Raw genomic sequence first — 25,797 nt, forward strand, 5'->3', positions numbered from 1 at the left:
CGTAATAAAAAAAGCCGCTGATTTCTCAGCGGCTTTTTTGTTGTTATTTGAAGCTGTATTTCACCCCCAGCATTCCCTGCGTATCGCTGTAGCCTTTATCGCCTATCTGCTGAGCCACGTTGCCCCATACGCTAAGCTTCGGCGTAATCTGCCCCTCTACGCCGGTCTTGAGTTCACCGATATTGCGCGTTCCACGCATTTCATTGCTAACGTCATCCATGCGGATGCGCGTGGTCTGGGTATTGTGGATCCAGTTCGCTTCAATAAACGGCTGGAAGGCCCGTGACTTACCGTCGTCAATCGCGTTATGTCCGCTGATGTAGGCCTTCACGCCGAGGCGTGTCATCACGTTCCCCTGGGTTTCGTCTTTCACCCGCGTGCCGTTGCGTTCGCGATGGTCGTCAGCATGCACGTCCATCCAAACGGCCTGCGCTTTCGGCTGGATCCAGTAGCTGTTGCGGCCGCTTTCGCCCACCTTAACGCTATAGCCAGCTTCTACAGAGGCGGTCACCCCGCTGGAGCGATAACTCTCGGTCGCCTGGTCCTGCCCCATCACCTTATTGTCGAACCAGTTATACAGCACCCAGCTGTCAACGTAGGTGCCACTTTTATCCGCGTCGTTTGCGTACCAGGTACCGTACAGACCGACACTATAGCCATTCACTTCACCGCGCGAGTGGTATCCGGTCAGGCTGGAAGCGCTCCGGCTCTGGCTGTTGCCGTAGCCCGCCATCAGGCCAAGATGCCAACGGTCCAGACCGTCGGTGCTCCATTGGGCGACATCACCACCCAGCTGCAGCACGTAGCGATTGGCGGTGGTATTTAACTGGCCGCTGCTGTCTTTAAAACGCGTATGACCGCCGACGTTACGCATCCACAGGCTCGTTACTTTATGCTCGCCAGTGAGCATGTCGGTGTACTGCGTTTCACCCAGACGATCGTGCAGGCGGGTCATAAACAGCGTATTTGCCGCATAGCTGTTCGCCTGATAGCTTCCAAATTCCGGGCGATACTGATGCTCGCTTTTCGGTGGTGCGGCAGGGGGGATCGGTTCCTGCGGCGGAATCACCGGATCAACGGGCGGATCGACCGGGTCGACTGGCGGGTCTACAGGGTCAACAGGTGGGTCTACAGGGTCAACAGGCGGGTCTACAGGGTCAACAGGTGGGTCTATCGGGTCGACTGGCGGGTCAACAGGTTCAACCAGGCTGGTCAAAAACCAGTTTTTACCTTTTTGCACAACGTTATAGTCATAGCCCCCTGCCACGATACGGCTGGCCTTCTCAAACGTCCCCTCTGAGTTGCCGCCAACGCTGACAATTTCAATCCCTTCTACGGTTTGCGCGCCGGCACCGCCAATGTTGTTCACTTCCACCCCGGTCTGACCGGAGGTGTTGCCTTCAACGATCAGTTTGTCCGTTTCCGAAGTGTCGTCAAACAGCACGGTATTGAAAACCAGCTTGCCGCCGTTGCCGATAAAATCATCCTTGATGATCAGCGTTTGCCACGCCGCGTCCTCTGCATGCTGGAAATTAATCGTGCCGCCCGCATTCAGCGTCAGGCTGGTCAGCGTGTAGCTGTCGCGCAGATTCCAGACGGCATCATTCATCGTTAGTGCGATAGTACCGGTACCCGCGGCGTTGCTCTCAATGAAGGAAGCCCCGTTCCACAGGGAGTTGTCATCCATAGTCAGCGTAATAGTACTGTTTTGTGCCGGAAGCGTGCTGGTGGCCGCGACGCCGCCTGCGGAAAGGATATCGCCGTTGAGGATGAACTTGCCTCCTGTGGACGCATCAATCACCCCGCCGTTACTGGCGTTCAGGGCATAGCTACCGTTATCGCGCTGGCCTGCGGTGGTAATGGTGGCACCACCCTCGAGCGCTATCATGCCGCGCGACCAGGCATACATCCCGTGCGGCGCCTGCGCGGAGCTGCTGGTTTTCTCGCTGCTGTTTACCGCAATGGTGACGTTATCTCCCAGATTCACCGCACCGGTGTAAGCGTAGACGCCATGCGCACTGGCACCGTTGGTCGTAATGGTGGCGCCTTCATCAAGGGTGATGGTTGACGAGCCGGTAGAATAAACCCCGGAGGCACTGGCCGCGTCGGTGGTAATCGTCGCGCTTTTGCCTAGCTCAATTTTTGACGCAGAGCCTGCATACAGGCCATAGGCCGATGTGCCGAACGTTTCGATGGTCGCCACATCTCCCAGCCGGACGTATGAGCCGCTCTGGTTGGTACGAATTCCCTCAGCGTAAGTACCGTGCGTCACAATATGCGCACGATCGCCAACGATAACGTTATTTTTTGCCTTCGACGCATCATTCAGTGCATAAGCGCTAATTCCGCGCCCGGTGCTGCCCGTGGTTTCGATATAGAGATCGTCACCCACATAAATATTGGCGGAGCCGAGAGAACCCTGACTGAAGGAGCTGTACCCGGCATTAATACCGTCACCGCTTTGGCCGTTAACGTAGATATGGGTGCGGTCGCCGGTAATGATAAACACCGGGTTGTCCGGCGTGTTCATCCCGTGGGTACGAATACCGTCGACGTCTTTACCATTATTGGCAGCCACTTTTGACTGGGTGCGAATAGTCAGATCGTCACCAAATATCACCCCCGGGCTGCCGGACGTGGAGTTCTGAATAACGGTAACGGAATGCTCAAAGGCTTCCGCCCCAGGCCCTTCGAGGGTGATCCCATCTCCGTAAATTGGGATATTCCCCGGGCTGTACTGGTAGACATAGTTAGGATCGCCGGTATTTTTGCTAAAGTTCGCGTTTGCCGTTGCAGGTATCAGCGCCTGTATTTCTGCAGGCAAATCCGTTACTGCTCCGGAGGCAGGTAAATTAGAAAAATCGATTACCGCTGCATGCGCGGTAAATAGCGCTGACGATAACGCCAGAGAAATCGCAGCTGCGACAGGTGAGTGTTTCATTAAATATGGCATAGCTAGCCCCTTTCTTTCAGGCGTAAAACATCCTCCACAGCATTAAATGTGGGTATGTTAAGTGATTGAAATTACAAAATAGAAACGAGAATTTTATGAATGCTGGTGCCTAATTTCCTCTCAAGTCGTATTTTATGGACATAAATTTTTTTCACATCAATGCTGTCTGTTTTTATAATCTCCTGGAGGCACGCTCCTGATAAAAACCGATTAAGTAAAGTGAATTCGACAGTATTCAATATACTTCCTCGTCTGTTATTCACTCTTCTACCAGAGAAAAGATGGTTAATTTTTTCCTGTAATATAGCGTCATTATCATCCGAATAAATAACACCCTTTATTTCATCACGATGATTAAATAAATAATTAGCTAGCGCCTCCAGCCAGCGGTCCGTGATAATAACGATATTCATGTTGGTTAGCGCCAAACGTTCAATCCATTGCGGATCGGCCAGTATGCGCAAGTTGTACATCGAAAAATCTACAAAAATAAACCCACGTGATAAGTGATTCGTGTTTCCATATAATATCTTATTTTTAACCGCAGTCAGCAGATAATGATTACCAACCGGCCAAACCGCGAACGAGGCGTTGCCACAGTATTGTGATCGTACTGCGTTATCTGGATATAACTGACAGGACAATTCACAGCTTATACAGCGGACAACCTTTTGCGACGATGTTATCATCCAGTCCACTCCTGTCTTATTTTCATTGTCAATATTTCACTGCCGTTCAAATGTGTCAATCTTGAAACATATCTCGTAATCCTGTCTTATTTTCCAAAAATAATGGCAGGGAATATAAATTCCTGGTGGACTCTATTCCGTCAGGCCGTCGTCACAGCGAAATAACATCAGCCGGCAAAAGTGAACCAGGAATATCCATCAATCCTTTAAGATTATTTGACACAAAAAAGTTGAAAAGGAGATGTAGTAAATAGCACTAATAGCTAAAAGTTTGTTTCCTGGAACTGCCGTAACGACAGTCTTTTCTCTGGCTGCGGCTCAATATAATTATTTGGCCTGGCGAAGTGTAATGAAATCTCATTATGTCGTTTTAGATGAGGAAAACCTAAGAAAACAGCCTTGTAACCGATTGAAAATTAACACGGTGTTTTTAATCTTAGATGAGGTGGTATCGCGTCCTAATCCATCTGACCTATAATGTTGTTAAATATAAGTATATGTTTTTAGTGTATGAAGTTAAGCATTGTTATTGCAGAGGAAAGGAAAATTGTATCTCATTAACAAGTTGGTCGAGTATGACCCAGAAAACAAAACCCTGGTTAATCATATTACCGGGCGAACGATACAATTGCAGCTTCCAGCCAATCTCTGTTTTCTTTATCTCATCACCCATCCAGGAGACATCATTTCGCAAAATAAATTAATGGTGGTGGGATGGGGGGAGCGAAATGACGTCACCACACCGAATACCTTTTACCAGGCCATTTTGACATTACGCAATGCGCTTGCTGAGGTGGGGTTACCGCGCGACACGGTAAAAACCATTTCTCGCCGTGGGCTGATGCTTTCCGAAACCACTCAGGTTGAAGAATTTACCCCAAACGCAGATCCGGCCATTGTCAATAAAGACGTGGTCATAACCGATGGCACCGCGAGACAGAAGCCTGCATGGTTGATAATCCTCACCGCTACGCTTTTGCTGATCGCGCTTATCAATGGGGTGATAATATATAAACATCACCAGAAAATGCCGTTTAGCCACTACATTCCACTTTCAACGGGCAGCATGACCAGCGGCTGCCAGCTTTTTTATGCACCTAATGAACCTGTTCAGGATCATTACTTGCACCTGTTAAGAAACTATCCTGGTTTGTGCGCCGAAAAACGATACGTTTTTCTCATTGGCTATAGTAAAACGGAGCGAATCGCGGCGTTTGTCTGTAACAACGATGCGCGACGAGACGCGGCAGCATTATGTACCACGCATTATTTTTGGGCGCATGAGCAATGAAGACACTCCGGAACCGTATTATTTTGCTGGCGGCGTTTCTGGGGGCCGCTATGACCAGCGGTTGGTTAGCGTATTCGCATTTCTCGAGTTCGCCGATACGCTGTACGGGTGATGTTGAATGGACGATTGGTAAAAATCGATTTGTGGGTACGGTTTCCTGGCGAATGCAGCATCGGGAGGGGGCCACCGTCATTAACGGTAAATTATTTGGTCAGACGGTTTCTGAAGTTAACCGGACCATCTATTTTCATTACAGTTATCATCAGAACGCGCGCGTATTAAATAACGATCGTATTGTTAAAACCTTCGCCGATAATGCGGATGAAGCTGATATCAACGCAACGCTACCGGGTTTTTACCGCACGCCGGGTAGAGAGCTGAGCCTGATGATCGATGAGTATCGGGGGGCCTGGATTTTTGCCGCGTCAAACGTCCCTTCGCTTTACTGTCGTAAAAACGCGCCGTAAAAATCGATCGCACACCTTAGACCGCATGCATAGTCAAATCTCTTTATTCCCGCTACAGTTACCTCTCCACGGCGAGCAGGAGATAAACATGCTTTATATCTTTGATTTAGGAAACGTCATCGTCGATATCGATTTTAATCGCGTGCTGGGCGCATGGAGCGACTTTAGCCGCGTGCCGCTGGCGACCTTAAAGCAGAATTTCGCGATGGGCGAGACCTTCCATCAGCATGAACGCGGCGAGATCGGTGATGAAGAATTCGCTGAACGTTTCTGTCAGGAGATGGATCTACCGTTGAGCTACGAGCAGTTTTCCCACGGCTGGCAGGCAGTATTTGTCGCCATCCGGCCTGAAGTGATCGACATCATGCATAAGCTTCGCGAGCAGGGCCATCGGGTCGTTGTGTTGTCCAATACCAACCGTCTGCACACCACGTTCTGGCCTGAGGAATACCCTGAAGTTAAGGGGGCGGCCGACAAGATCTATCTTTCGCAGGAGATGGGTATGCGTAAGCCTGAAGCGCGAATTTATCAGGCTGTTCTGCAGTCAGAGGGATTCACCGCGGCCAATGCGGTCTTTTTCGACGACAACGCCGATAATGTAGAGGGAGCTAACCAGTTAGGTATAACGTCAATTCTGGTGACCGGAAAAGAGACGATACCAAACTACTTTGCGAAGCAACTATGCTAAAAACCGTTCATCAAAAAGCCACGCATCATACTCGCCCGCTGAGGGCATGGCTGAAACTGCTCTGGCACCGTATTGATGAGGACAACATGACCACGCTGGCGGGTAACCTCGCCTACGTGTCGTTGCTCTCATTAGTGCCGCTGGTGGCGGTCATTTTTGCGCTGTTTTCCGCCTTTCCGATGTTTGCGGACGTCAGCCTGCAGCTTCGTCATTTTGTCTTCGCGAATTTCATTCCTGCAACCGGGGATGTCATCCAGAACTACATTGAGCAGTTCGTTGCCAATTCCAGCAAGATGACGGCAGTGGGGGCATGCGGTCTTATCGTCACGGCGCTGCTGTTGATGTATGCCATTGATAACGCGCTGAACACGATCTGGCGGAGTAAAAAAGCGCGGCCAAAGGTATATTCCTTTGCCGTGTACTGGATGATTCTCACACTGGGACCGTTGCTGGCCGGGGCGAGTCTGGCGATCAGTTCGTATCTGCTTTCCCTACGGTGGGCGAGTGATTTAAACGGTGTGATCGATAATGTGCTTCGCATCTTTCCGCTGATCCTGTCGTGGCTCTCGTTCTGGCTGCTCTATAGCGTCGTGCCGACCACGCGCGTGCCTAACCGAGATGCGGTTTTGGGGGCGCTGGTGGCGGCGTTGCTTTTTGAGCTCGGTAAAAAAGGGTTTGCCCTCTACATCACCATGTTTCCGTCCTATCAGCTGATTTACGGCGTGCTGGCGGTGATCCCCATTTTGTTTGTCTGGGTCTACTGGACCTGGTGTATCGTCTTGCTTGGTGCTGAAATAACTGTCACTCTCGGTGTATACCGCGAACTTAAAAAAGCAGCAGAAGCTGAAAAACAATTAGAAGCAGACCAACCATGATTGCATTGATACAGCGCGTAACCCGTGCCAGCGTCACCGTGGAGGGAGAGGTGACGGGTGAAATTGGCCCAGGACTTTTGGTGTTGTTAGGTGTCGAAAAGGATGACGACGAACAAAAAGCCAACCGCTTGTGTGAGCGCGTGCTGGGCTACCGTATTTTCAGCGATGCGGAAGGCAAGATGAACCTGAACGTCCAGCAGGCGGGCGGCAGCGTGCTGGTGGTTTCCCAGTTTACGCTGGCAGCGGATACCGAGCGCGGCATGCGCCCGAGCTTCTCTAAAGGCGCCGCGCCGGATCGTGCGGAAGCACTTTACGAGTACTTTGTTGAGCGTTGTCGCCAGCAGGAAATGAATACGCAAACCGGACGATTCGCTGCAGATATGCAGGTTTCGCTGGTGAACGATGGCCCCGTCACATTCTGGCTCCAGGTATGAGCCAACTGGCGGCGTGGCCGCGGGTAACAAGAGAGAGTACAGCTATGTATCACCTTCGAGTACCGCAAACGGAAGAAGAGTTAGACGCTTATTACCAGTTCCGCTGGGAAATGCTGCGCAAGCCACTGCATCAGCCAAAAGGATCTGAACGAGACGCCTGGGATGCGATGGCCCACCATCAGATGGTGATGGACGAAGAGGGTAACCTCGTCGCCGTCGGGCGCTTGTATATCAACGCCGATAACGAAGCGTCGATTCGCTTTATGGCGGTTCATCCCTCCGTTCAGGACAAAGGTCTGGGAACGCTAATGGCGATGACCCTTGAGTCCGTCGCCCGTCAGGAAGGCGTTAAGCGCGTCACCTGTAGCGCCCGCGAAGATGCCGTAGAATTCTTCGCCAAGCTCGGTTTTGTGAATCAGGGGGAGATCACGACCCCGCAAACCACGCCGATTCGTCATTTTTTGATGATCAAACCCATCGCCACGCTGGATGATATTCTTCATCGCGCCGACTGGTGTGGACAGCTGCAGCAGGCCTGGTATCAGCACATTCCGCTCAGCGAAAAAATGGGCGTGCGCATTCAGCAGTACACCGGACAAAAATTTATTACCACCATGCCGGAAACCGGCAATCAGAACCCGCACCACACCCTGTTTGCCGGAAGTCTGTTTTCCCTCGCGACGCTCACTGGGTGGGGTCTGATCTGGCTGATGCTTCGCGAGCGTCATCTGGGTGGCACGATCATTCTCGCTGATGCCCACATTCGCTATAGCGCACCGATAAGCGGCAAGCCGAGCGCCGTGGCCGATCTGGGGTCACTGGGTGGCGATCTCGACCGCCTGGCACGCGGCCGCAAAGCCCGCGTGCAAATGCAGGTTGAACTGTTTGGCGATAAAACACCGGGGGCGGTGTTTGAAGGCACCTACATTGTTCTTCCAGCGAAGCCCTTCGGTGCGTATGAAGAGGGTGGGAACGAGGAGGAGTAATCTTCTGTTCACTCTCCTCGGGCGTGCTTAATTCGTCCGGCGATATCCCACATAACGTCTCGCGCTGACTGGCTGACGCCGCCAAGCTGAAAGAAGCCATGGATGACGCCCAGCCAGCGCTGAGCTGTACACTTCACACCCTGCTCAGTCAGATGCTGATACAACATTTCTCCCTCATCGCACAGCGGATCGTACTCTGCGGTAATGATGTGCACTGGCGGAAGTCCGTAAAAATCATCGCGCCACAGCGGGCTGGTTTCCGGATGCTGGCGGTCAGTCTCTGCGAGATACATTTCATACCCGCTGAGCAGGGTATCGCGGGTGATAATATAATCCGTGCCATTAAGGGCATAACTTCCAAAGCTGGCCGTGGCGTCGAGCATGGGATAGATAAGAATAAGCTGCACAGGTTGCCACAGCTTTTTAACCTTAAGCCTCAGCGCCGTTACCAGCGCCAGATGCCCTCCTGCACTGTCTCCACAGAGGGTGAGCCGGTTCTTATCCACGCCTAATTTGTCCGCATACTGCCAGACCAGATCTGCACCTCTTTCAGCATCGTCATGTGCGGCGGGGAAGGTATGCTCCGGCGCTAACCTGTACTGAACGGCGATCACCCGACAATTGCCGTAGCAGGCTAACTGGCGGAGTTGGTTGTCATGGGTATCAAAGCCGCCGCTGATAAAGCATCCGCCGTGATAGTAGATGGCAGCAGGCAATATTTCAGGGGCATCAAGAGGTGAAAATACTCGAATGGTAAGGCCCTCAAGCACTAGCGTCTCCACCTGAACGCGCGTTTCTATCTTCCCGGCAAGCCCCGCGCTGGCAATGTACCCTGCTCGTCGTACCTCAATGGTCTGTCGACGTGACGAAGGCCGGCCTGCAGCGATAAATCCCTGAACCAGCTGCGCAATACCCTGTTCCAGTGCCATGAAAATTCCCTTTAACTGTATGGATATACAGCTTTATAGCCTGGTTTAATTCAAAAGAAAATAAGAAAATTGTCGAGTACTAAAAATCTGGAAAGCGCTTCGCAAATAGCAGGAAAACTATAGCTACGTGCTTTAACCCTTCTGAATAAAAGCGTATGTTGCCTTAAAAATAGACTATGGTGATATACTAAGGTGATATATGAGTCTTTCCGCGGATCTTGATATGCGCAGAATTCTGATCGATTTGTCTGATGACGTAATTCAACGACTGGATAATCTGAAGCAGCTGCGTAACCGGCCTCGTGCCGAATTGCTTCGGGAAGCCATTGAGCAATATCTCGACCAGCAGAGTTCATCGGTTATCCGCGATGCGCTTGGCTTGTGGGGAAACCAGCAGGAAGATGGGCTTGAGTATGAACGCAAGCTGCGTGAGGAGTGGTAATTATGGAGCACATGGCGGTGTTCGATACCAATATACTCATTGATCTATTTAATAATCGCGTTGAGGCTGCGGATGCAATTGATCGCACAGCTTCGCATCGAGCCATTAGCCTGATCACATGGATGGAAGTCATAGTGGGTGCCCGCAAACATGGTCACGAAGCGAAAACTGCGACAGTGATGGGCGTATTTGAGATTATTGATATCACCCGAGATATCGCTGAAAGAAGTGTAATTCTGCGCGAGAAGCATGGAATGAAACTGCCTGATGCTATCATTCTGGCCACAGCTCAGAGCAGAAATTGTCCGTTGATTTCTCGAAACACGAAAGACTTTTCGGGCATTACTGGAGTCGTTTCACCTTACCAGCTGTAGGCCGGGCAAGCTCGCGCCGCCCGGCACTGTCAGAGGAAATTACTCCCCTTCACCCGGGAACAGGAACGGGTTGATCGAGCTGCGGGCAAAGCCCTCCTGCTCCATCTTCGCGTCCAGAATCAGCGAGGCGAGATCGTCGGCCACGGCTTCGACTTTCGGGTCTTTTTCCTGATACAGAATCTTCAGGTAAGTGCCGCAGTCGCCGCAGCTTTCGGCTTTCACCGCCGCTTCTTCATTTTCCAGCGACCAGTAATTCAGATCGCGGGTCTGCTCGCAGTTGCTGCACTTGATGCGCACCACGTGCCACTCGGTTTCACACAGGTTGCAGTGCAGGTAGCGCAGCCCCTGAGTCGTGCCGATTTGCACCATGCTCGATACCGGCATGGAGCCGCAGACCGGGCAGAACTGGCGCGCCTCGCCGTATTCGGCGCGGGCTTTACCGGGGATCAGGCTTGCCATTTGCGCCCAGTAGAGCGACAGCGCAGCCCAGATAAACGGCGCTTTATCGCTGCTGACCAGAGCGAAGTCGGAGGCAAACAGCGCGCTCGCCATCTCTTCCAGCTCCAGATCAGAGGCTTTTTCCAGATTCTCGATGACAGCCAGCGCGGTACCGCTCATCTCCGGCTTCAGCTCGGCAATGAGCGAATGCAGCAGCTTTTGCCAGTGCTTGTCGCGCGGCAGGACGTGAATGTCCAGCGGCGGCTTGCCCTGTGCGCTGGCTTCTTTGATGCGCGCGGTCAGATCCATTTGCAGCGGGTGGTCGTACAGCACCACTTCCTGCGCGTGGGCAACCAGCGCGGCAAAGCGCAGAAAATCGCCCAGCGGGTTGTTCTCTGCCAGCTCGCGCAGACGCTCTGCGCGGCGGTTGTAGAGGTTCTTGAGTCTGGGGAATAACAACGGCGGAATATAATCCGCCGTGCGTTTCTCGCTCGACCCCAGCTCATCTTGCGGGATTATGCGAATACTCATTCAGATGACTTTTCCTGTTTCTGGCGGACTTCACGGTACCAGCGCGGGTGATGTTTCTTCGCCCACGTGCTGGTTACCCATCCTTCCACCATCGCGGTAATGGTGCCTTTCACCCAAAGGGCGGCGTAGATATGCACCATGATAACCACAATTAACGCCACTGCGGCAAATGAATGCAGCATCAGCGCGAATCGGATCACCGGGATTGAGAAAGCAGGCGCAAAGTACGGACGCCAGATGATCACGCCGCTCACCAGCAACAGGACCAGGAAGATAATCGCCGCCCAGAATACGCATTTCTGGCCGAAGTTATAACGCCCGGTATCACCCACTTCCTCGTTGACGACGATCTTACGAATATTCTTCGCCCAAAAGATATCATCCCGATTGATTAGGTTATGGTGCCAGTAGCGGAAAAACATAATGATGAACGACGCGAACATGATGACGCCCACAAACGGGTGCAGGATGCGCGCCAGCTGTGGCGTACCCAGTACCTGCATCAGCCAGTTGAAGGACGGGAAGAAGAACCCCAGCCCGCTTATCGCCGCCAGCATGAAGCAGAAGGCGGTGACCCAGTGGTTGATGCGTTCCGGCGCGGTGTAGCGCACGATGGTGTCACGTTTTCTCATTTGCGCACCTCGTCTTTCTCTTCATGCAGGTTGTCGTCTTCCTCTTCCGCGCGGTTCGGACCAACGCCGACGTAGTGGAAGATGCTCGCTGCGAAGGTGGCAGCAAAACCGACCGCTGCCAGCGGTTTCCAGATGCCTTTCCAGAACTTCACGGTGGCGCTGATTTCCGGGTTCTCCGGCAGGCCGTGATACAGGTTCGGCTTGTCGGCGTGGTGCAGCACGTACATTACGTGCGTACCGCCAACTCCGGCCGGATCGTACAGGCCCGCGTTGTCGTAACCACGGGTTTTCAGCTCGCCTACGCGCTCTGCCGCCAGAGTTTTCATATCCTCTTTAGAACCAAAGTGGATCGCGCCGGTTGGGCAGGTCTTCACGCATGCAGGCTCCTGGCCGACGGTGACGCGGTCAACGCACAGGGTGCATTTGTAGACGCGGTTGTCTTCCGGATTCAGGCGCGGTACGTCGAATGGGCAGCCGGCGATGCAGTAGCCACAGCCGATGCACTGTTCAGACTGGAAGTCGACGATGCCGTTGGCATACTGAATGATAGCCCCTTCTGACGGACATGCCTTCAGGCAGCCCGGATCCGCACAGTGCATACAGCCGTCTTTGCGGATAAGCCATTCCAGCTTGTCGTTCTGCTCCACTTCCGAGAAACGCATCACCGTCCAGGACTTGGCGGTCAGGTCCGCCGGGTTGTCATACACCCCGACGTTGTGACCCACTTCGTCACGCAGGTCGTTCCACTCAGAGCAGGCCACCTGACAGGCTTTACAGCCGATACAGGTGGTCACGTCGATAAGCTTCGCCACTTCCTGCTGGTGGTCCCGCGCCTGAGGCGCGGGCGTGAAACCGTTAGTCGCGGAACGACGGATAATGTCTTGAGATTGATAAGCCATAAGTCGTCTCCGTTACACCTTTTCCACGTTCACGAGGAAGGCCTTAAACTCCGGCGTCTGCGTGTTCGCATCGCCGACGAACGGCGTCAGGGTGTTTGCAATGAACCCTTTCTTCGCCACGCCCTCATAGCCCCAGTGGATCGGAATACCGATGGTATCCACCTGCTGACCGTGAACGTTCAGCGTGCGAATACGCTTGGTCACCACCGCCTTGGCCTTGATATAGCCCCGGTTAGAGGAAACCTTCACGGTATCGCCATGGGCGATGCCGAGCTTGCCCGCCAGCTTCTCGCCGATCTCCACGAACTGTTCCGGCTGCGCGATGGCGTTAAGCAGCGCGTGCTTGGTCCAGTAGTGGAAGTGCTCGGTCAGACGGTAGGTGGTACCCACGTACGGGAACTTGTCCTTTTTACCCAGCGCTTCGAAATCGCCCTTAAAGATACGGGCTGCCGGGTTAGAGACCACGTTCGGGTGCAGCGGGTTGGTACCCAGCGGCGTCTCAAAGGGCTCGTAGTGTTCCGGGAACGGACCTTCCGCCATCTTATCGATAGCAAACAGGCGTCCCATCCCCTCAGGCTGCATGATAAACGGCCCAACGTCGCTGCCCGGTGCGGCAGTGCTGTAGTCCGGAATATCCACGCCGCCCCATTTCGCACCGTCCCACTTCAGAAGCTGACGCTTCGGATCCCACGGGTTGCCCTGCGGGTCAGCGGATGCGCGGTTATAGAGGATGCGGCGGTTGAGCGGCCACGCCCATGCCCAGCCCAGCGTATTGCCAAGGCCCGACGGGTCGGCGTTATCGCGGTTGGCCATCTGGTTGCCTTTTGGCGTCCAGCTACCGGCGAAGATCCAGCAGCCGCTTGACGTGGTACCGTCATCGCGCAGGTGCGCGAAGGTGCTGAGCTGATCGCCTTTCTTCGCCAGCACGGTACCGGTGGCCGGGTCGATAACGTCCGCCAGCGCCTTACCGTTGCTCTCCATCGCCACTTCTTCCGGCGCAGGGTTTTCCGGCGTCGAGTAGTTCCAGGTCATGTTCAGCACCGGTTCCGGGTTCGCGCCGCCTTCTTCCGCATACATCTTACGCAGGCGTAAGAAGATGCCGGCCAGGATCTCGCCGTCGTTCATGGCGATGCCCGGGGCGTCCGCACCTTTCCAGTGCCACTGCAGCCAGCGTCCGGAGTTGACGATAGAACCATTCTCTTCCGCGAAGCAGGTCGACGGCAGACGGAACACTTCGGTCTGAATCTTCGACGGATCGACGTCGTTCGATTCACCGTGGTTCTGCCAGAAAGTTGAAGTCTCGGTATTGAGCGGGTCAATCGTCACCAGGAACTTCAGCTTCGACAGAGACTCAACAACCTTGTTCTTATTCGGGAACGAGGCAACCGGGTTAAAGCCCTGGCACAGATAGCCGTTCACTTTGCCCTGATGCATCATCTCGAAATACTGCAGAACGTCGTAACCCTTGTCCCACTTCGGCAGCCAGTCAAAGCCCCAGCTGTTTTCCGCCGTTGCTTTATCCCCGAAGAAGGCTTTCATCATTGAGACGAAGAACTTCGGATAGTTGCCCCAGTAGTTTACCTGGCCTTCGAGCAGCGGTTTAGGCGTGCTGGCCGTCAGGTAGGTTTGCAGATCGGTCTGTTTCTCGCTTGGCAGGTTCATGTAACCCGGCAGGCTTTGAGACAGCAGGCCGAGGTCGGTCAGACCCTGAATGTTGGAGTGACCGCGCAGGGCGTTCACGCCGCCGCCTGCCATCCCCATGTTGCCGAGCAGGAGCTGAACCATCGCCATGGTACGGATGTTCTGCGCACCGATGGAGTGCTGCGTCCAGCCGAGGGCGTACAGGAACGACGCGGTTTTGTCCTTCGCGCTGGTCTCGGCGATAAGCTCGCACACCTTCAGGAAGTCTGCCTTCGGCGTACCGCAGATATTCTCAACCACCTCCGGCGTATAGCGGGAAACATGCTCTTTCAGCAGGTTCCACACGCAGCGCGGGTGTTGCAGGGTGGTATCGCGCTTCGCAAAGCCTTTCTCATCCAGCTCGTAGTTCCAGCTGGTTTTGTCGTATTTGCGTTTTTCGGCGTCGTAACCGCTGAACAGGCCATCTTCGAAGTGGTAATCCTCACGCACGATCAGGCTGGCGTTGGTATAGGCTTCGGTGTATTCGCGGTTATATTTTTCGTTGGTCATCAGGTACAGCAATACGCCTGACAGGAAAGTGATGTCAGTACCTGAACGAATAGGGGTGTAGAAATCCGCCACTGACGCAGTTCGCGTAAAGCGGGGATCGATCACAATCAGTTTCGCACCGTTGTGGATTTTGGCTTCCATCGCCCAGCGGAACCCGACAGGGTGCGCTTCAGCGGCGTTACCGCCCATCACCACAATGAGGTTGGCGTTCTTGATGTCGACCCAGTGGTTGGTCATCGCACCGCGACCAAATGTTGGAGCAAGACTTGCTACCGTTGGTCCGTGTCAGACACGCGCCTGGTTGTCGACCGCGAGCATACCGAGTGCGCGCGTAAATTTCTGGGTTAAATAACCGGTTTCGTTGCTGGAAGCAGAGGCACACAGCATCCCGGTGGAGAGCCAGCGGTTGACCGTAACGCCGTCGGCGTTCTTCTCAACAAAGTTGGCATCGCGGTCTTCTTTAATGTGTTTTGCGATGCGGTCGAACGCCTCTTCCCAGCTGATTTGCTGCCATTTGTCGGAGCCTGGCGCGCGATATTCCGGGAATTTGAGGCGGCTTTCGGAGTGGATAAAGTCCACCAGACCGGCCCCTTTCGGGCACAATGCGCCGCGGTTGACCGGATGATCCGGGTCGCCTTCGATATGGAAAATAGACGCTTTGGCGTTTTTAGCACCGTCGCCGAGGCTATACATCAACAGCCCGCAACCGACAGAGCAGTACGTACAGGTATTACGGGTTTCACGGGTGCGCAGCAGTTTATACTGCCGCGTTTCCGCCAGCGCTACGCCGGGCGCAAAGCCCAGTGCCGCTGCCGTGGTGCCTGCCATACCGCCAGCGCAGATCTTAAAGAACTGCCTTCTGCTGACCTGCATGGGTCACTCCTTGTTTCGACATTGCTTACATATGTAGTTTTAACTTCGCGGTTGAGAATTGACCGCAAAGGAGAAAAATTTGCGTTAATCCCTCAATTCCACGAGGGATATCATCAGAATACCACATTGTCGGTACCGCTGTTCTAATGGCGTTAATACAAAGTGAACGTATTATCACCATGTTGATTATAAAGTGTGATATTGATCACATTAACAGCTCTGCATGTTAAAGCGGTGTAGCGGGTGGCAGGTTGCACCCCTGCTAAATGAGTAGGAGAATGGTTGTCGAAAAGTTGATCCATACTATGCGTAAGCCCTGTTGTTTGTGATGCAATAGCAGGCTCACCTCCGTGGTTGTTCAGGAATACCGCTGTGTCTAAACAAAACCGTGCTCCCCACTTGTCGCCACTGCCTGCGGGTATTGTGGAACTGTCGGTACACAGACCGCCCCACATTACCCATGCCACGCCCGATTATCTGGCGGAAGAGGTGCCCGTTGCGCTCGTTTACAACGGTATCTCCCATGTGGTGATGATGGCTTCGCCGAAAGATCTCGAGCTGTTCGCCATCGGTTTTTCCCTCTCGGAAGGCATCATTGACCATCCGCAGGAGATCTACGGCATGGACGTGGTGCAGGCTTGCAACGGCCTTGAAGTGCAAATCGAACTCTCCAGCCGCCGCTTTATGGGGCTGAAAGAGCGCCGCCGCGCGCTGGCCGGGCGTACCGGCTGCGGCGTCTGTGGCGTTGAGCAGCTCAATGATATTGGTAAACCCGTTGCGCCACTGCCGTTTACTCAGACCTTTGATCTGGCTCACCTCGACCATGCGCTCGAGCACCTGAACGATGTACAGCCCATCGGCCAGCTGAGCGGTTGCACGCACGCGGCGGCATGGGTGTTGCCGTCGGGCGATATTGCCGGGGGACACGAGGACGTGGGCCGCCACGTGGCGCTGGACAAGCTGCTCGGTCGCCGGGCGCGTGAAAGTGACGTGTGGAAGCAGGGGGCGGCACTCGTTTCCAGCCGCGCCAGCTATGAGATGGTGCAAAAATCGGCAATGTGCGGTGTGGAAATTCTGTTTGCGGTATCGGCGGCGACCACGCTGGCAGTGGAGGTGGCGGAGCGCTGCAACCTGACGCTGGTGGGCTTCTGCAAGCCGGGAAGGGCGACCGTTTATACCCATCCTCAGCGATTAATAGTTGATCAATAATTTTGAATGATAATAGCAAATCCTTCCGCTTTTAGTTGTTCATGATGAGGTCTAGTATTTATCTCATCAAGGCACGGTGCCTTACCTAAACAACTTAATGAAAGGGTTTATATTATGAAAAGCATCAAAACTTTTGTCGCTGTAATCGCTCTGGCTACTTCTTTCGGTTCTTTCGCTGCTCAGACCGTGACCGCAACCGCGTCAACCATTGACGGCGCAGAAGCGAAAATCGCGGCTCAGGCTCAGGAAGCCGGCGCGTCATCTTACAAAATTACCCAGGCGTTCTCAGGTAACCGCGTACACATGACTGCTGAACTGACTAAATAAGCTGTCACACCGTCGAAAGAGCGCCCCCGGGGCGCTTTTTTAGTTTATGCCCGCCACGCGCAGCAGCGCGGTTACCACTGCCGCCGCCACGATCACCACAATTAACGGCATCTTTCGCCAGGCCAGAAATACCGCAAACGCCACGCCCAGCACGCGCGCCATTCCGGCAAAGTGGTCACTTTCATAAAACGTGGTCGCCAGCGCCACTGAAAACAGCAATACCGTTGCCGCATCTGACAGCAGCGCCTGTGAACGTTCTGACAATGCCAGCCTGCTGCCCAGTTTTGCCCCGCCAAGACGCATCAGATACGTTCCCGCAGACAAAATGGCGATGCCGAGAATAAAAAACGTCATATTTCCCATCATTTTTTCCTCGCAGCGAGACCCAGTAAGGAGAGCAGCACCGGTAATCCCACCGGGGCAAACGGCACGGCGGCCAGTGACAGCGCGGCTCCGCTGCAGGCGCGGATCAGCGTGGTGCGGTTTTTAAACGCGGGCACCACCAGCGCCAGTAATATGGCCGGGAATACTGCATCCAGCCCGATGGTTTCCGGGTCCGGCAGCAGTTTACCGACCATAGCGCCCAGCAGGGCCCCCAGCGGCCAGACAATCGCCACGCCTAAACCACATAGCCAGTACGCCGCTTTGCGCTGTTCGGGCGTTTTTTGAGACAGGCCAAACACCACGCTTTCGTCATTCATGATGTGGCAGCCCAACAGGCTCAGACCACGTTTGCCGACCAGCTCACGGACCGTCACGCCAAACGGCACGTGCCGCGCGTTGACCAGCAACCCCGCGGCCGCAGCCGCCAGCGGGTTACCGCCGCTTGCCACGATGCCGATAAACATAAACTCTGACGCGCCCGCGAGTACGGTGATGGAGAGTACAAACGGTACCCAGACCGGGAAACCGTAGGCCATCGCCAGGGAGCCGTATGACATCCCGACCACGCCGACCGCGAGGCAGACCAGGATGATTGCTTTTATGGTGTCGCCTTTCAGGCAAGAGAGATGATGCTTCATACAATTTTAGCCATATCGAACGTGTATCCATTATAATGAACGCAACGAAACTGATTTTCAAGACGAACGATTCGTTCGTTTTATAGAACAAGAGGCCGTTATATGACGCAGCCGATCAGCCTGATCGCCAAAAGTCTGGTGCGAGAACGCCTGCGAACCGGGCTTTCACTGGCGGAAATTGCCCGCCGTGCCGGGATCGCAAAATCTACGCTTTCCCAGCTGGAGTCCGGCAACGGTAACCCTAGCCTGGAAACGCTGTGGTCGCTCTGCGTGGCGCTGGATATTCCTTTCGCCCGCCTGCTGGAGCCGCAGTTGCCGACCACGCAGGTGATCCGCCGTGGTGAAGGGACGAAAGTGGTTGCCGGACAGGCTAATTATGAAGCCATTTTGCTGGCGGCATGCCCTCCGGGCGCGCGCCGCGATGTCTATCTTCTGATGACCCAACCGGGCGCAGACCGTATTTCCCAGCCGCATCCGCCGGGCTCGGTTGAGCATATTATCGTGACGCAGGGACGGGCGCTGGTCGGCCTGCTCGACGCGGCAGAAGAGCTCGGCGCAGGAGATTACATTTGTTATCCCGCCGACCAGCCGCATATCTTCAAGGCCCTGGAGCCAGACACTTACGCGCTGCTGGTGGCGGAACAAAACTAACGAAGATAAGGAAAATCATGTCGCTTAAAGCCATTGCCAAAGAACTGGGGCTCTCTGTTACCACCGTCAGCCGCGCCCTCAACGGATATGACGACGTTTCTGACGAGACGCGCGCTCGCGTTGAAGCGGAAGCCCAGCGACGCGGCTATCGGCCTAACACCTTCGCCCGCCGCCTGAAGATGGGCAAAATTGACGCCGTCGGGCTGGTGTTTCCCGTACATCCTGTTCCGCTCAATAACAGCGTATTTATGGACATGGTCGGCGAAATTAGCCACGAACTGGCGCGACATGAGATCGACTTATTGCTCATCGCCGACGACGATCTGGCGGATAAGCACAGCTATATGCGCATGGTGCAAAGCCGCCGCGTCGACGCGCTGATCGTAGCGCACACGCTGGATCACGATCCGCGTCTTGTGCAGCTTCAGGCCGCCGGTTTTCCTTTCCTGGCGCTTGGGCGCAGCCACCTCCCGCAGCCGTATGCGTGGTTTGACTTCGACAACTATGCCGGTACGTACAATGCTACCCGCTGGCTGATCGGGAAAGGCCATCAGCGCATTGCCCTACTGGGCGAAAGCAACAATCAGGCGTTTATCACCCAGCGCCGTCAGGGCTATCTGGACGCCCTGCGGGAAGCCGGGCTTTCCAGCGAATGGCTGCGCGCCATGCCGCCTTCGCGCCGAGTCGGGTATGCCACCACCATAGAACTGCTTGCCCTGCCGCAGCCGCCCACGGCCATCATCACCGACTGTAACACCCACGGCGACGGCGCGGCGATGGCGCTGGCGCAGCTGGGGCGTTTATCCGGCGACAACGCCGTCTCGCTGGTGGTCTATGACGGCCTGCCGCAGGATAGCATCGTCGATATTGACGTGGCGTCGGTGATCCAGTCCACCCGCCAGGGCGTCGGGAAACAGATTGCCGATATGGTGCGCCAGCTGATTAGCGGCGACGATATTGAACAACTTCAGGTGCTCTGGCAGCCCGAATTCTCTCCCGGCAAGACGGCCTGAATCTCTCCATTTTCTAAAGTCGATCACAAAACCGAAACGTTTTGGTTTGTATCCGAAACGTTTCGGATCAACACTCAGATCTTCCCGATGACAGGAGATGTCTGATGCAAGATTCCGTTTTACGACTTGAAAGCAATACGGTAGACGTGGTGATCAAAACCCATCCGTTCGCCGAAATTCTCTACTGGGGGCCGCACCTTCAGCACTTTTCGTCGCAGGATGTTGCTACGCTCGCGCGTCCCGTTGCCAACGGCAGGCTTGACGTCGACTCCCCGGTCACGCTGATGGCCGAGCTGGGGCATGGTCTGTTTGGTTCGCCTGGCATTGAGGGGCATCGCCAGGGGCTGGACGGTTCCCCGGTGTTCAAAACCACGCAGGTGCAGCAGGGCGTTAATACCCTGACGATTACCGCCGAAGATGAGCATGCGGGCTTGCGCCTGACCAGCGAGCTGGCGCTGGATGCCAGCGGCGTGCTGGTGGTTCGTCACGGTTTAACGAACCTGAAAGCGATCCCCTGGCAGGTGGACCGTTTTGCCGTCACGCTGCCGGTGGCCGAGCGCGCGCAGGAGGTAATGGCCTTCCACGGTCGCTGGATCAGGGAGTTTCAGCCGCACCGCGTAAAGCTTGAACATGACAGCTTCGTGATTGAAAACCGTCGGGGTAAAACCTCCCACGAGCACTTCCCGGCGCTGATTGCCGGTACGCCGTCGTTCAGCGAAATGCAGGGTGACGTCTGGGGCGTGCATCTGGGCTGGAGCGGTAATCACCGCCTGCGCGCGGAAGCGAAAACCGACGGTCGTCGCTATCTCCAGGCCGAAGCGCTCTACCTGCCGGGTGAAATGGTGGTTGAGGAGGGCGATACGCTCTGGACGCCGCGCCTGTATGCCAGCTACTCCACGCAGGGCCTGAACGGCATGAGCCAGCCGTTCCACCGCTACCTGCGCGACAACATCATCCGCTTCCCGGAAAACAAACCTCGCCCGGTGCACCTCAATACCTGGGAAGGGATCTACTTCAACCACGATCCGAAGTACATCAAGCGCATGGCCGACGAGGCCGCCGCGCTGGGCGTGGAGCGCTTCATCATTGATGACGGCTGGTTCAAAGGCCGCAATGACGACCATGCCGCGCTGGGAGACTGGTATCTGGACGAGAAAAAATACCCGAACGGCCTGACGCCGGTGATCGACCACGTCAAACGGCTGGGCATGGAGTTTGGCATCTGGGTTGAGCCGGAGATGATCAACCCGGATTCAGATTTGTACCGCGCGCACCCTGACTGGGTACTGGCGCTGCCGGGCTATCCCCAGGCGACCGGACGACACCAGCTGGTCCTCAATCTCAACATCCCGGAGGCCTTTGATTACCTTGTGGAGCGTATGAGCTGGCTGCTGGGCGAGCATGCGGTCGACTACGTGAAGTGGGACATGAACCGCGAGCTGGTGCAGCCTGGACACAACGGTAAAGCCGCCGCCGACGCCCAGACCCGCCAGTTTTACCGCCTGCTGGACGTGCTGGGCGAGCGCTTCCCGCATATTGAGTTTGAATCCTGCTCCTCCGGCGGCGGTCGCATTGATTATGAGGTACTGACCCGCAGCCACCGCTTCTGGGCGTCTGACAACAACGACGCGCTGGAGCGCAGCACCATCCAGCGCGGCATGAGCTACTTCTTCCCACCGGAGGTGATGGGCGCGCATATCGGTCATCATCAATGCCACGCCACCTTCCGCCAGCACGGCATCGCCTTCCGGGGGCTGACGGCCCTGTTTGGCCATATGGGGCTAGAGCTGGATCCGCTCACCGTGGACGAACAGGAGCGCGAAGGCTATCGCCATTACGCTGCGCTACACAAGCAGTGGCGCGACGTCATTCATCACGGCACCCAGTGGCGAATTGATATGCCGGACGCCACCACGCTGGCGCAGGGGATTGTAAGCGAAGATAAGGCGCAGGGGCTGTTTATGGTCAGCCAGCTCGCGATGCCGGACTACAGCCTGATGATGCCGCTGCGCATGGCGGGGCTGGAGTCCAGCGCGCGGTACCGCGTCACGCTGCTCGATCACCCGAATATTCAGATTACGGGCAAGGGAGGGCACACCATGCGTAAGCTACCGGTGTGGATGGAAACGCCGCAAACGGTGAGCGGCGAGTGGCTAATGCAGGCGGGCATTGCGCTGCCGATTCTGGATCCGGAAACCGCCATTCTGATTGGCGTTGAACGCGTGTAAGGGTGACGGGCCGGGCAGCCGGCCCTCCGTTGAGGATAAAAATAATGAACACAACAACCTGTACCCACAAAGACAACCCTAACTTCTGGATCTTTGGGCTGTTCTTCTTTCTCTACTTCTTCATCATGGCCACCTGCTTTCCGTTCCTGCCGATTTGGCTGTCGGACATCATCGGCCTGAATAAAACCCATACCGGGATTGTCTTCTCCTGCATCTCGCTGTCGGCTATCGCCTTCCAGCCGGTGCTTGGCGTGATCTCGGACAAGCTGGGGCTGAAAAAACACCTGCTGTGGATCATCTCCGTGCTGCTGTTCCTGTTTGCCCCTTTCTTCCTCTACGTCTTTGCGCCGTTGCTGAAAGCCAACATCTGGCTGGGCGCGCTGAGCGGTGGCCTGTATATCGGCTTTGTCTTTTCGGCGGGCTCGGGGGCAATTGAGGCCTACATTGAACGCGTGAGCCGTAACAGTTTCTTTGAATACGGTAAGGCGCGCATGTTTGGCTGCCTCGGCTGGGGGCTATGCGCCTCCACGGGCGGGATCCTGTTCGGCATCGATCCGTCATATGTTTTCTGGATGGGGTCTGCGGCGGCGCTGCTGTTGATGCTGTTGCTGGTGGTCGCGAAGCCAAAACCCAACCAGACGGCGCATGTGATGAATGCGCTGGGTGCCAACCAGCCGCAGATCACTGCGAAAACGGTCTTTAGCCTGTTCCGTCAGCGCAGGATGTGGATGTTTATTCTGTACGTGATTGGCGTAGCCTGCGTCTATGACGTATTTGACCAGCAGTTTGCCACTTTCTTCAAAACGTTCTTCGCCACGCCGCAGGAAGGTACTCGCGCCTTTGGTTTCGCTACCACGGCGGGGGAAATCTGCAACGCGATCATCATGTTTTGTTCGCCGTGGATCATTAACCGCATCGGCGCGAAAAACACGCTGCTGATCGCCGGGGTGATTATGGCGACGCGCATCATTGGCTCGTCATTTGCCACCACCGCTGTAGAAGTGATTGCCCTGAAGATGCTGCACGCGCTGGAGGTGCCGTTCCTGCTGGTGGGGGCATTCAAGTACATCACCGGGGTGTTTGATACCCGACTGTCAGCGACTATCTATCTGATCGGCTTCCAGTTCGCCAAGCAGTCGGCGGCCATTTTCCTCTCCGCTTTTGCCGGGAATATGTATGACCGGATCGGCTTCCAGGAGACGTATCTGATGCTGGGCTGTTTCGTGCTGGCGATTACGGTAGTGTCGGCGTTTACGCTGAGCAGCAGGCAGGAGATAGCCGCTGCCGCGGGTGCGGCAGCGTTAACCGGTCAGTCCAGGTAAAACACCTCTTCCAGCCCGGTACTCACCGGGCTGTTGTCCGGGTTCGACGGCATTACATCACGCATGTGTTTCCACCAGCGCTGGCAGACGTCAGTAGTCGCGACCGCGTTCCAGCGCTCCTCCGAATCAATCTCCACGGTGGCAAAGAGCAGGCTGCGTTCTCTGTCGAGATAGATGGCGTAGCGGTGCGCACCGTGGTCTTTCAGTACCGCTTCCAGCTCGGGCCAGATGGGGTTGTGGCGATGCGCGTACTCCTTATGCGCGTCCGGGTTAACCTGCATAACAAAGGCTTTGCGGATCATAATGCCTCCAGATACAGCTCGCGAACCTCGTTGCGGCTGGCGGTGCGCGGATTGCATGGCGCGCACGGGTCGGCGAGAGCTTTATCCAGCCAGCCTTCAATATCGGCTTTGGTCACGCCGAGCTGGCTGAAGCCGGAAGGGATGCCGACGCGAGCGCTCAGGTCGCGAATCGCCTGAATGGCGGACATGCTGGCGGCTTCAACGCTCATGCCGCGAGTATCGATGCCCATCGCCTGCGCCACGCGGGCGAAGCGGGCAACTGCGTTCGGGCGGTTAAAGCTTTCAACGATCGGCAGCAGGATGGCGTTGCACACGCCGTGCGGCAGGTTGTGCGTCGCGCCCGGCTGGTGCGCCAGGGCATGCACAAGGCCGAGACCCGCACTGTTAAACGCCATGCCCGCCAGATACTGACCAAACGCCATCTGCTCGCGCGCCTCAAGATTATGACCGTCTTCGACCGCTTCCGGCAGCCAGAGGTTGATCAGGCGGATTGCCTCCAGCGCGTTGGCATCGGTCAGCGGGTGCGCGCCAACGGACACGTAGGCTTCTATGGCGTGGGTTAACGCGTCCATGCCGGTTGCGGCGGTCACGGAGGCCGGAATATCCAGCATCACGCTGGCATCGTCCACGGCGATATCCGGAATGATATTCGGATCGATGATCACCTCTTTCACCTGGCGCGCAGAGTCGATGATTACCGCGTTGCTGGTCATCTCCGCCGCCGTGCCTGCGGTGGTGTTGATCGCCACCAGCGGCACGCCCGCGTTTTTCACCTTGCCGACGCCGGCATAATCGGTGGACGGACCGGGGTTGGCGGTGAGGATTTTAATCGCCTTGGCGGTATCAATCGGGCTGCCGCCGCCGAAGGCGATCACGTAATCACACTCCGCGTCCCGGTATGCCGCAAATCCTTTTTGCACCAGCGCTTCCGTCGGGTTCGGGAACACCTCGTCGAACAGGTGATACGACATCTGATGGGTGTCCAGCGCGGCAAAAAGGCTGTCGAGCAGGCCCAGCTTTACCAGCTGACCGTCGGTGACAATCAGCGCTTTTCCCCACTGCTTGTTCGCCACCAGGTTAACCATATCGCCAATAGCGCCCGCGCCGTGAAGGCTGATTTTTGGAAGTGCCAACATAAAGCTCATGATAATTCTCCTTAACTATCGCCCGTACCGTCCGGTCAGCGAGGGTTTATGCATAGATTTCCAGCGCTGACCGTAGCGGGGTCACGCCGAAGCGCTTGCCGAGCGCAATAAGCTCTTCGCGGGTAATGGTCTGCTTCATTCCTCCCATGGAATAAACTTTCACCAGCACTTCAGCCGATTTCTCGGCGGTGTCGATCAGGCCGAAAGTTTCATCCAGCGTCGGACCGCTGCCGAACACGCCGTGGAACGGCCACAGCACCAGCGAATGTTTTTGCATATCTCTGGCGGTTGCCTGGCCAATTTCGTCGGTACCCGGCACCATCCACGGCAGAATGCCCACGCCATCCGGGAACACCACCAGACACTCGGTGCTGCCTTCCCAGAGCTTGCGAGTGATGAAATCGGCGCTGTTTTCCAGCACATAGGTCAGGGCGATCAGGTTGGTGGCGTGGCAGTGCATGATCGCGCGATCTTTGCCGTTAGTCGCCCTGATGCGCTCGCAGTGAGAGAGGAAGTGCGCCGGCAGTTCAGACGTGGGTACCGCCTCATCGGTCAGGCCCCACAGAATGTGGTAGCCCGCGCCGTCGCTATCCACTTTCACCACGCCGAGGTTGGCCTGTGGATCAAGCTGAACGTTGCGGAAGAACTTGCCGGAACCGGTGACGATAAACGGCGTGTTGGCCAGCATCGGCATGGGCTGGCTCAGGGCAATATAGCGTGGCTTCTGGTGAAAATCTCCGGTGTAAGGCGCGATATCCGCGTCGTCCAGACGCAGCGTCAGGTTGCCGCCGTTGCGCTCGTCCCAGCCTTTCAGCCAGGCGTCGGAGGTGGCTTTGATCATGCCCTGAACGAACCAGGAGTGGGTGATAGTCTGCATAGTCTTTATT

At 55.5% G+C, this 25,797-nt stretch carries 26 protein-coding genes; 14 read left to right on the forward strand and 12 right to left on the reverse strand.

Going from position 1 to position 25,797, the window contains the following annotated elements:
• Positions 1–43: 43 nt before the first annotated feature.
• Positions 44–2,953, reverse strand: coding sequence for an autotransporter outer membrane beta-barrel domain-containing protein (locus AC1VYI_RS01620; protein ID WP_134866997.1), 2,910 nt, complete (start codon positions 2,951–2,953; stop codon positions 44–46).
• Between the two features lie 71 nt (positions 2,954–3,024).
• Entirely contained in the window at positions 3,025–3,642 is a 618-nt protein-coding gene (locus tag AC1VYI_RS01625) for a helix-turn-helix transcriptional regulator (RefSeq protein WP_196351335.1), read from the reverse strand.
• Positions 3,643–4,189: 547 nt separating this feature from the next.
• On the opposite strand from AC1VYI_RS01625, the gene AC1VYI_RS01630 reads away from it, so the two are divergent.
• The 6 genes from AC1VYI_RS01630 to fabY all read left to right on the forward strand — a co-directional run bounded on the left by AC1VYI_RS01630 (position 4,190) and on the right by fabY (position 8,383).
• Positions 4,190–4,933 (forward strand): winged helix-turn-helix domain-containing protein, encoded by a 744-nt coding sequence (locus tag AC1VYI_RS01630; RefSeq protein ID WP_134866999.1) that lies wholly within the window; start codon positions 4,190–4,192, stop codon positions 4,931–4,933.
• Positions 4,930–5,400, forward strand: a complete 471-nt coding sequence (locus AC1VYI_RS01635; RefSeq protein ID WP_196351334.1) for a hypothetical protein — start codon at positions 4,930–4,932, stop codon at positions 5,398–5,400. The genes AC1VYI_RS01630 and AC1VYI_RS01635 overlap by 4 nt, the downstream gene beginning before the upstream one ends.
• A gap of 88 nt (positions 5,401–5,488) precedes the next feature.
• Entirely contained in the window at positions 5,489–6,088 is a 600-nt protein-coding gene (gene yihX / locus AC1VYI_RS01640) for a glucose-1-phosphatase (protein ID WP_134867000.1), read from the forward strand.
• Positions 6,082–6,963 (forward strand): virulence factor BrkB family protein, encoded by an 882-nt coding sequence (locus tag AC1VYI_RS01645; RefSeq protein WP_045355564.1) that lies wholly within the window; start codon positions 6,082–6,084, stop codon positions 6,961–6,963. The genes yihX and AC1VYI_RS01645 overlap by 7 nt, the downstream gene beginning before the upstream one ends.
• The gene (gene dtd, locus AC1VYI_RS01650; RefSeq protein ID WP_008501836.1) at positions 6,960–7,397 is read left to right on the forward strand and encodes a D-aminoacyl-tRNA deacylase; all 438 of its coding nucleotides are present in this window, start codon (positions 6,960–6,962) and stop codon (positions 7,395–7,397) included. Before AC1VYI_RS01645 ends, dtd begins: the two co-directional genes overlap by 4 nt.
• A 44-nt stretch (positions 7,398–7,441) precedes the next feature.
• Positions 7,442–8,383 carry a fatty acid biosynthesis protein FabY gene (fabY, locus tag AC1VYI_RS01655; protein ID WP_023309755.1) on the forward strand — a complete coding sequence of 314 codons (942 nt, stop codon included), beginning with the start codon at positions 7,442–7,444 and terminating at the stop codon, positions 8,381–8,383.
• 8 nt (positions 8,384–8,391) lie between these two features.
• Here fabY and AC1VYI_RS01660 read toward each other — a convergent pair whose 3' ends face one another.
• The gene (locus AC1VYI_RS01660) at positions 8,392–9,312 is read right to left on the reverse strand and encodes an alpha/beta hydrolase (protein ID WP_134867001.1); all 921 of its coding nucleotides are present in this window, start codon (positions 9,310–9,312) and stop codon (positions 8,392–8,394) included.
• A gap of 199 nt (positions 9,313–9,511) precedes the next feature.
• On the opposite strand from AC1VYI_RS01660, the gene AC1VYI_RS01665 reads away from it, so the two are divergent.
• Positions 9,512–9,754 carry a ribbon-helix-helix protein, CopG family gene (locus AC1VYI_RS01665; protein ID WP_134867002.1) on the forward strand — a complete coding sequence of 81 codons (243 nt, stop codon included), beginning with the start codon at positions 9,512–9,514 and terminating at the stop codon, positions 9,752–9,754.
• Positions 9,755–9,756: 2 nt separating this feature from the next.
• On the forward strand, positions 9,757–10,128 hold the full coding sequence (locus AC1VYI_RS01670) for a type II toxin-antitoxin system VapC family toxin (RefSeq protein WP_134867003.1): 372 nt from the start codon (positions 9,757–9,759) through the stop codon (positions 10,126–10,128).
• 39 nt (positions 10,129–10,167) lie between these two features.
• Here the strand turns inward: AC1VYI_RS01670 and fdhE are convergent, their stop codons facing one another.
• The 4 genes from fdhE to fdnG are packed head-to-tail and all read right to left on the reverse strand — an operon-like array spanning position 10,168 to position 15,691.
• Complete coding sequence (gene fdhE / locus AC1VYI_RS01675) at positions 10,168–11,097, reverse strand: formate dehydrogenase accessory protein FdhE (RefSeq protein ID WP_134867004.1); 930 nt, start codon at positions 11,095–11,097, stop codon at positions 10,168–10,170.
• Positions 11,094–11,729 carry a formate dehydrogenase cytochrome b556 subunit gene (gene fdoI, locus AC1VYI_RS01680; protein WP_023309750.1) on the reverse strand — a complete coding sequence of 212 codons (636 nt, stop codon included), beginning with the start codon at positions 11,727–11,729 and terminating at the stop codon, positions 11,094–11,096. Before fdoI ends, fdhE begins: the two co-directional genes overlap by 4 nt.
• Complete coding sequence (gene fdxH / locus AC1VYI_RS01685) at positions 11,726–12,628, reverse strand: formate dehydrogenase subunit beta (protein ID WP_008501831.1); 903 nt, start codon at positions 12,626–12,628, stop codon at positions 11,726–11,728. Before fdxH ends, fdoI begins: the two co-directional genes overlap by 4 nt.
• A 12-nt stretch (positions 12,629–12,640) precedes the next feature.
• Complete coding sequence (gene fdnG / locus AC1VYI_RS01690) at positions 12,641–15,691, reverse strand: formate dehydrogenase-N subunit alpha (RefSeq protein ID WP_094935278.1); 3,051 nt, start codon at positions 15,689–15,691, stop codon at positions 12,641–12,643.
• Positions 15,692–16,063: 372 nt separating this feature from the next.
• On the opposite strand from fdnG, the gene fdhD reads away from it, so the two are divergent.
• Together fdhD and AC1VYI_RS01700 are read left to right on the forward strand one after the other, a co-directional pair.
• Entirely contained in the window at positions 16,064–16,900 is an 837-nt protein-coding gene (fdhD, locus tag AC1VYI_RS01695) for a formate dehydrogenase accessory sulfurtransferase FdhD (protein ID WP_023309748.1), read from the forward strand.
• 114 nt (positions 16,901–17,014) lie between these two features.
• The gene (locus tag AC1VYI_RS01700) at positions 17,015–17,227 is read left to right on the forward strand and encodes a YdgH/BhsA/McbA family protein (protein ID WP_023309747.1); all 213 of its coding nucleotides are present in this window, start codon (positions 17,015–17,017) and stop codon (positions 17,225–17,227) included.
• A gap of 39 nt (positions 17,228–17,266) precedes the next feature.
• On the opposite strand, the gene AC1VYI_RS01705 is transcribed toward AC1VYI_RS01700, so the two are convergent.
• Both AC1VYI_RS01705 and AC1VYI_RS01710 read right to left on the reverse strand, forming a co-directional pair.
• A complete protein-coding gene (locus tag AC1VYI_RS01705) occupies positions 17,267–17,590 on the reverse strand; it encodes an AzlD domain-containing protein (protein WP_047174098.1) in 324 nt (107 codons plus the stop codon).
• A complete protein-coding gene (locus tag AC1VYI_RS01710; protein ID WP_023309745.1) occupies positions 17,590–18,249 on the reverse strand; it encodes an AzlC family ABC transporter permease in 660 nt (219 codons plus the stop codon). The genes AC1VYI_RS01705 and AC1VYI_RS01710 overlap by 1 nt, the downstream gene beginning before the upstream one ends.
• Positions 18,250–18,351: 102 nt before the next feature.
• On the opposite strand from AC1VYI_RS01710, the gene AC1VYI_RS01715 reads away from it, so the two are divergent.
• From AC1VYI_RS01715 to AC1VYI_RS01730, 4 genes are all read left to right on the forward strand, one after another.
• The gene (locus tag AC1VYI_RS01715) at positions 18,352–18,900 is read left to right on the forward strand and encodes a helix-turn-helix domain-containing protein (protein ID WP_023309744.1); all 549 of its coding nucleotides are present in this window, start codon (positions 18,352–18,354) and stop codon (positions 18,898–18,900) included.
• Positions 18,901–18,917: 17 nt separating this feature from the next.
• Positions 18,918–19,913, forward strand: a complete 996-nt coding sequence (locus tag AC1VYI_RS01720) for a LacI family DNA-binding transcriptional regulator (RefSeq protein ID WP_226484439.1) — start codon at positions 18,918–18,920, stop codon at positions 19,911–19,913.
• Positions 19,914–20,017: 104 nt separating this feature from the next.
• Entirely contained in the window at positions 20,018–22,141 is a 2,124-nt protein-coding gene (locus AC1VYI_RS01725; protein WP_134867005.1) for an alpha-galactosidase, read from the forward strand.
• Positions 22,142–22,185: 44 nt separating this feature from the next.
• A complete protein-coding gene (locus tag AC1VYI_RS01730) occupies positions 22,186–23,463 on the forward strand; it encodes an MFS transporter (protein ID WP_226484437.1) in 1,278 nt (425 codons plus the stop codon).
• Here AC1VYI_RS01730 and rhaM read toward each other — a convergent pair.
• Genes rhaM through rhaD form a run of 3 tightly spaced genes read right to left on the reverse strand, consistent with a single transcriptional unit; the run spans position 23,451 to position 25,787 of the window.
• The gene (rhaM, locus tag AC1VYI_RS01735; RefSeq protein WP_063408695.1) at positions 23,451–23,765 is read right to left on the reverse strand and encodes an L-rhamnose mutarotase; all 315 of its coding nucleotides are present in this window, start codon (positions 23,763–23,765) and stop codon (positions 23,451–23,453) included. The genes AC1VYI_RS01730 and rhaM overlap by 13 nt on opposite strands.
• Positions 23,762–24,910, reverse strand: coding sequence for a lactaldehyde reductase (gene fucO, locus AC1VYI_RS01740; RefSeq protein ID WP_134867006.1), 1,149 nt, complete (start codon positions 24,908–24,910; stop codon positions 23,762–23,764). Before fucO ends, rhaM begins: the two co-directional genes overlap by 4 nt.
• Before the next feature lie 46 nt (positions 24,911–24,956).
• Positions 24,957–25,787, reverse strand: coding sequence for a rhamnulose-1-phosphate aldolase (gene rhaD, locus AC1VYI_RS01745; RefSeq protein ID WP_023309738.1), 831 nt, complete (start codon positions 25,785–25,787; stop codon positions 24,957–24,959).
• Positions 25,788–25,797: the final 10 nt, after the last annotated feature.

It is taken from the genome of Enterobacter sp. QK-SA4, assembly GCF_056856775.1.

Excerpts from the sequence above, each read along its gene's own strand:
- AC1VYI_RS01665 (WP_134867002.1), top strand. The coding sequence starts at position 9,512 with ATGAGTCTTTCCGCGGATCTTGATATGCGCAGAATTCTGATCGATTTG.
- AC1VYI_RS01730 (WP_226484437.1), top strand. The coding sequence starts at position 22,186 with ATGAACACAACAACCTGTACCCACAAAGACAACCCTAACTTCTGGATC.
- fdoI (WP_023309750.1), bottom strand. The coding sequence starts at position 11,729 with ATGAGAAAACGTGACACCATCGTGCGCTACACCGCGCCGGAACGCATC.
- fdhE (WP_134867004.1), bottom strand. The coding sequence starts at position 11,097 with ATGAGTATTCGCATAATCCCGCAAGATGAGCTGGGGTCGAGCGAGAAA.
- rhaD (WP_023309738.1), bottom strand. The coding sequence starts at position 25,787 with ATGCAGACTATCACCCACTCCTGGTTCGTTCAGGGCATGATCAAAGCC.
- AC1VYI_RS01700 (WP_023309747.1), top strand. The coding sequence starts at position 17,015 with ATGAAAAGCATCAAAACTTTTGTCGCTGTAATCGCTCTGGCTACTTCT.
- rhaM (WP_063408695.1), bottom strand. The coding sequence starts at position 23,765 with ATGATCCGCAAAGCCTTTGTTATGCAGGTTAACCCGGACGCGCATAAG.
- AC1VYI_RS01670 (WP_134867003.1), top strand. The coding sequence starts at position 9,757 with ATGGAGCACATGGCGGTGTTCGATACCAATATACTCATTGATCTATTT.
- AC1VYI_RS01705 (WP_047174098.1), bottom strand. The coding sequence starts at position 17,590 with ATGGGAAATATGACGTTTTTTATTCTCGGCATCGCCATTTTGTCTGCG.
- AC1VYI_RS01620 (WP_134866997.1), bottom strand. The coding sequence starts at position 2,953 with ATGCCATATTTAATGAAACACTCACCTGTCGCAGCTGCGATTTCTCTG.
- fucO (WP_134867006.1), bottom strand. The coding sequence starts at position 24,910 with ATGAGCTTTATGTTGGCACTTCCAAAAATCAGCCTTCACGGCGCGGGC.
- yihX (WP_134867000.1), top strand. The coding sequence starts at position 5,489 with ATGCTTTATATCTTTGATTTAGGAAACGTCATCGTCGATATCGATTTT.
- dtd (WP_008501836.1), top strand. The coding sequence starts at position 6,960 with ATGATTGCATTGATACAGCGCGTAACCCGTGCCAGCGTCACCGTGGAG.
- AC1VYI_RS01625 (WP_196351335.1), bottom strand. The coding sequence starts at position 3,642 with ATGATAACATCGTCGCAAAAGGTTGTCCGCTGTATAAGCTGTGAATTG.
- AC1VYI_RS01715 (WP_023309744.1), top strand. The coding sequence starts at position 18,352 with ATGACGCAGCCGATCAGCCTGATCGCCAAAAGTCTGGTGCGAGAACGC.
- AC1VYI_RS01660 (WP_134867001.1), bottom strand. The coding sequence starts at position 9,312 with ATGGCACTGGAACAGGGTATTGCGCAGCTGGTTCAGGGATTTATCGCT.
- fabY (WP_023309755.1), top strand. The coding sequence starts at position 7,442 with ATGTATCACCTTCGAGTACCGCAAACGGAAGAAGAGTTAGACGCTTAT.
- AC1VYI_RS01710 (WP_023309745.1), bottom strand. The coding sequence starts at position 18,249 with ATGAAGCATCATCTCTCTTGCCTGAAAGGCGACACCATAAAAGCAATC.
- AC1VYI_RS01725 (WP_134867005.1), top strand. The coding sequence starts at position 20,018 with ATGCAAGATTCCGTTTTACGACTTGAAAGCAATACGGTAGACGTGGTG.
- AC1VYI_RS01635 (WP_196351334.1), top strand. The coding sequence starts at position 4,930 with ATGAAGACACTCCGGAACCGTATTATTTTGCTGGCGGCGTTTCTGGGG.
- AC1VYI_RS01720 (WP_226484439.1), top strand. The coding sequence starts at position 18,918 with ATGTCGCTTAAAGCCATTGCCAAAGAACTGGGGCTCTCTGTTACCACC.
- fdxH (WP_008501831.1), bottom strand. The coding sequence starts at position 12,628 with ATGGCTTATCAATCTCAAGACATTATCCGTCGTTCCGCGACTAACGGT.
- AC1VYI_RS01645 (WP_045355564.1), top strand. The coding sequence starts at position 6,082 with ATGCTAAAAACCGTTCATCAAAAAGCCACGCATCATACTCGCCCGCTG.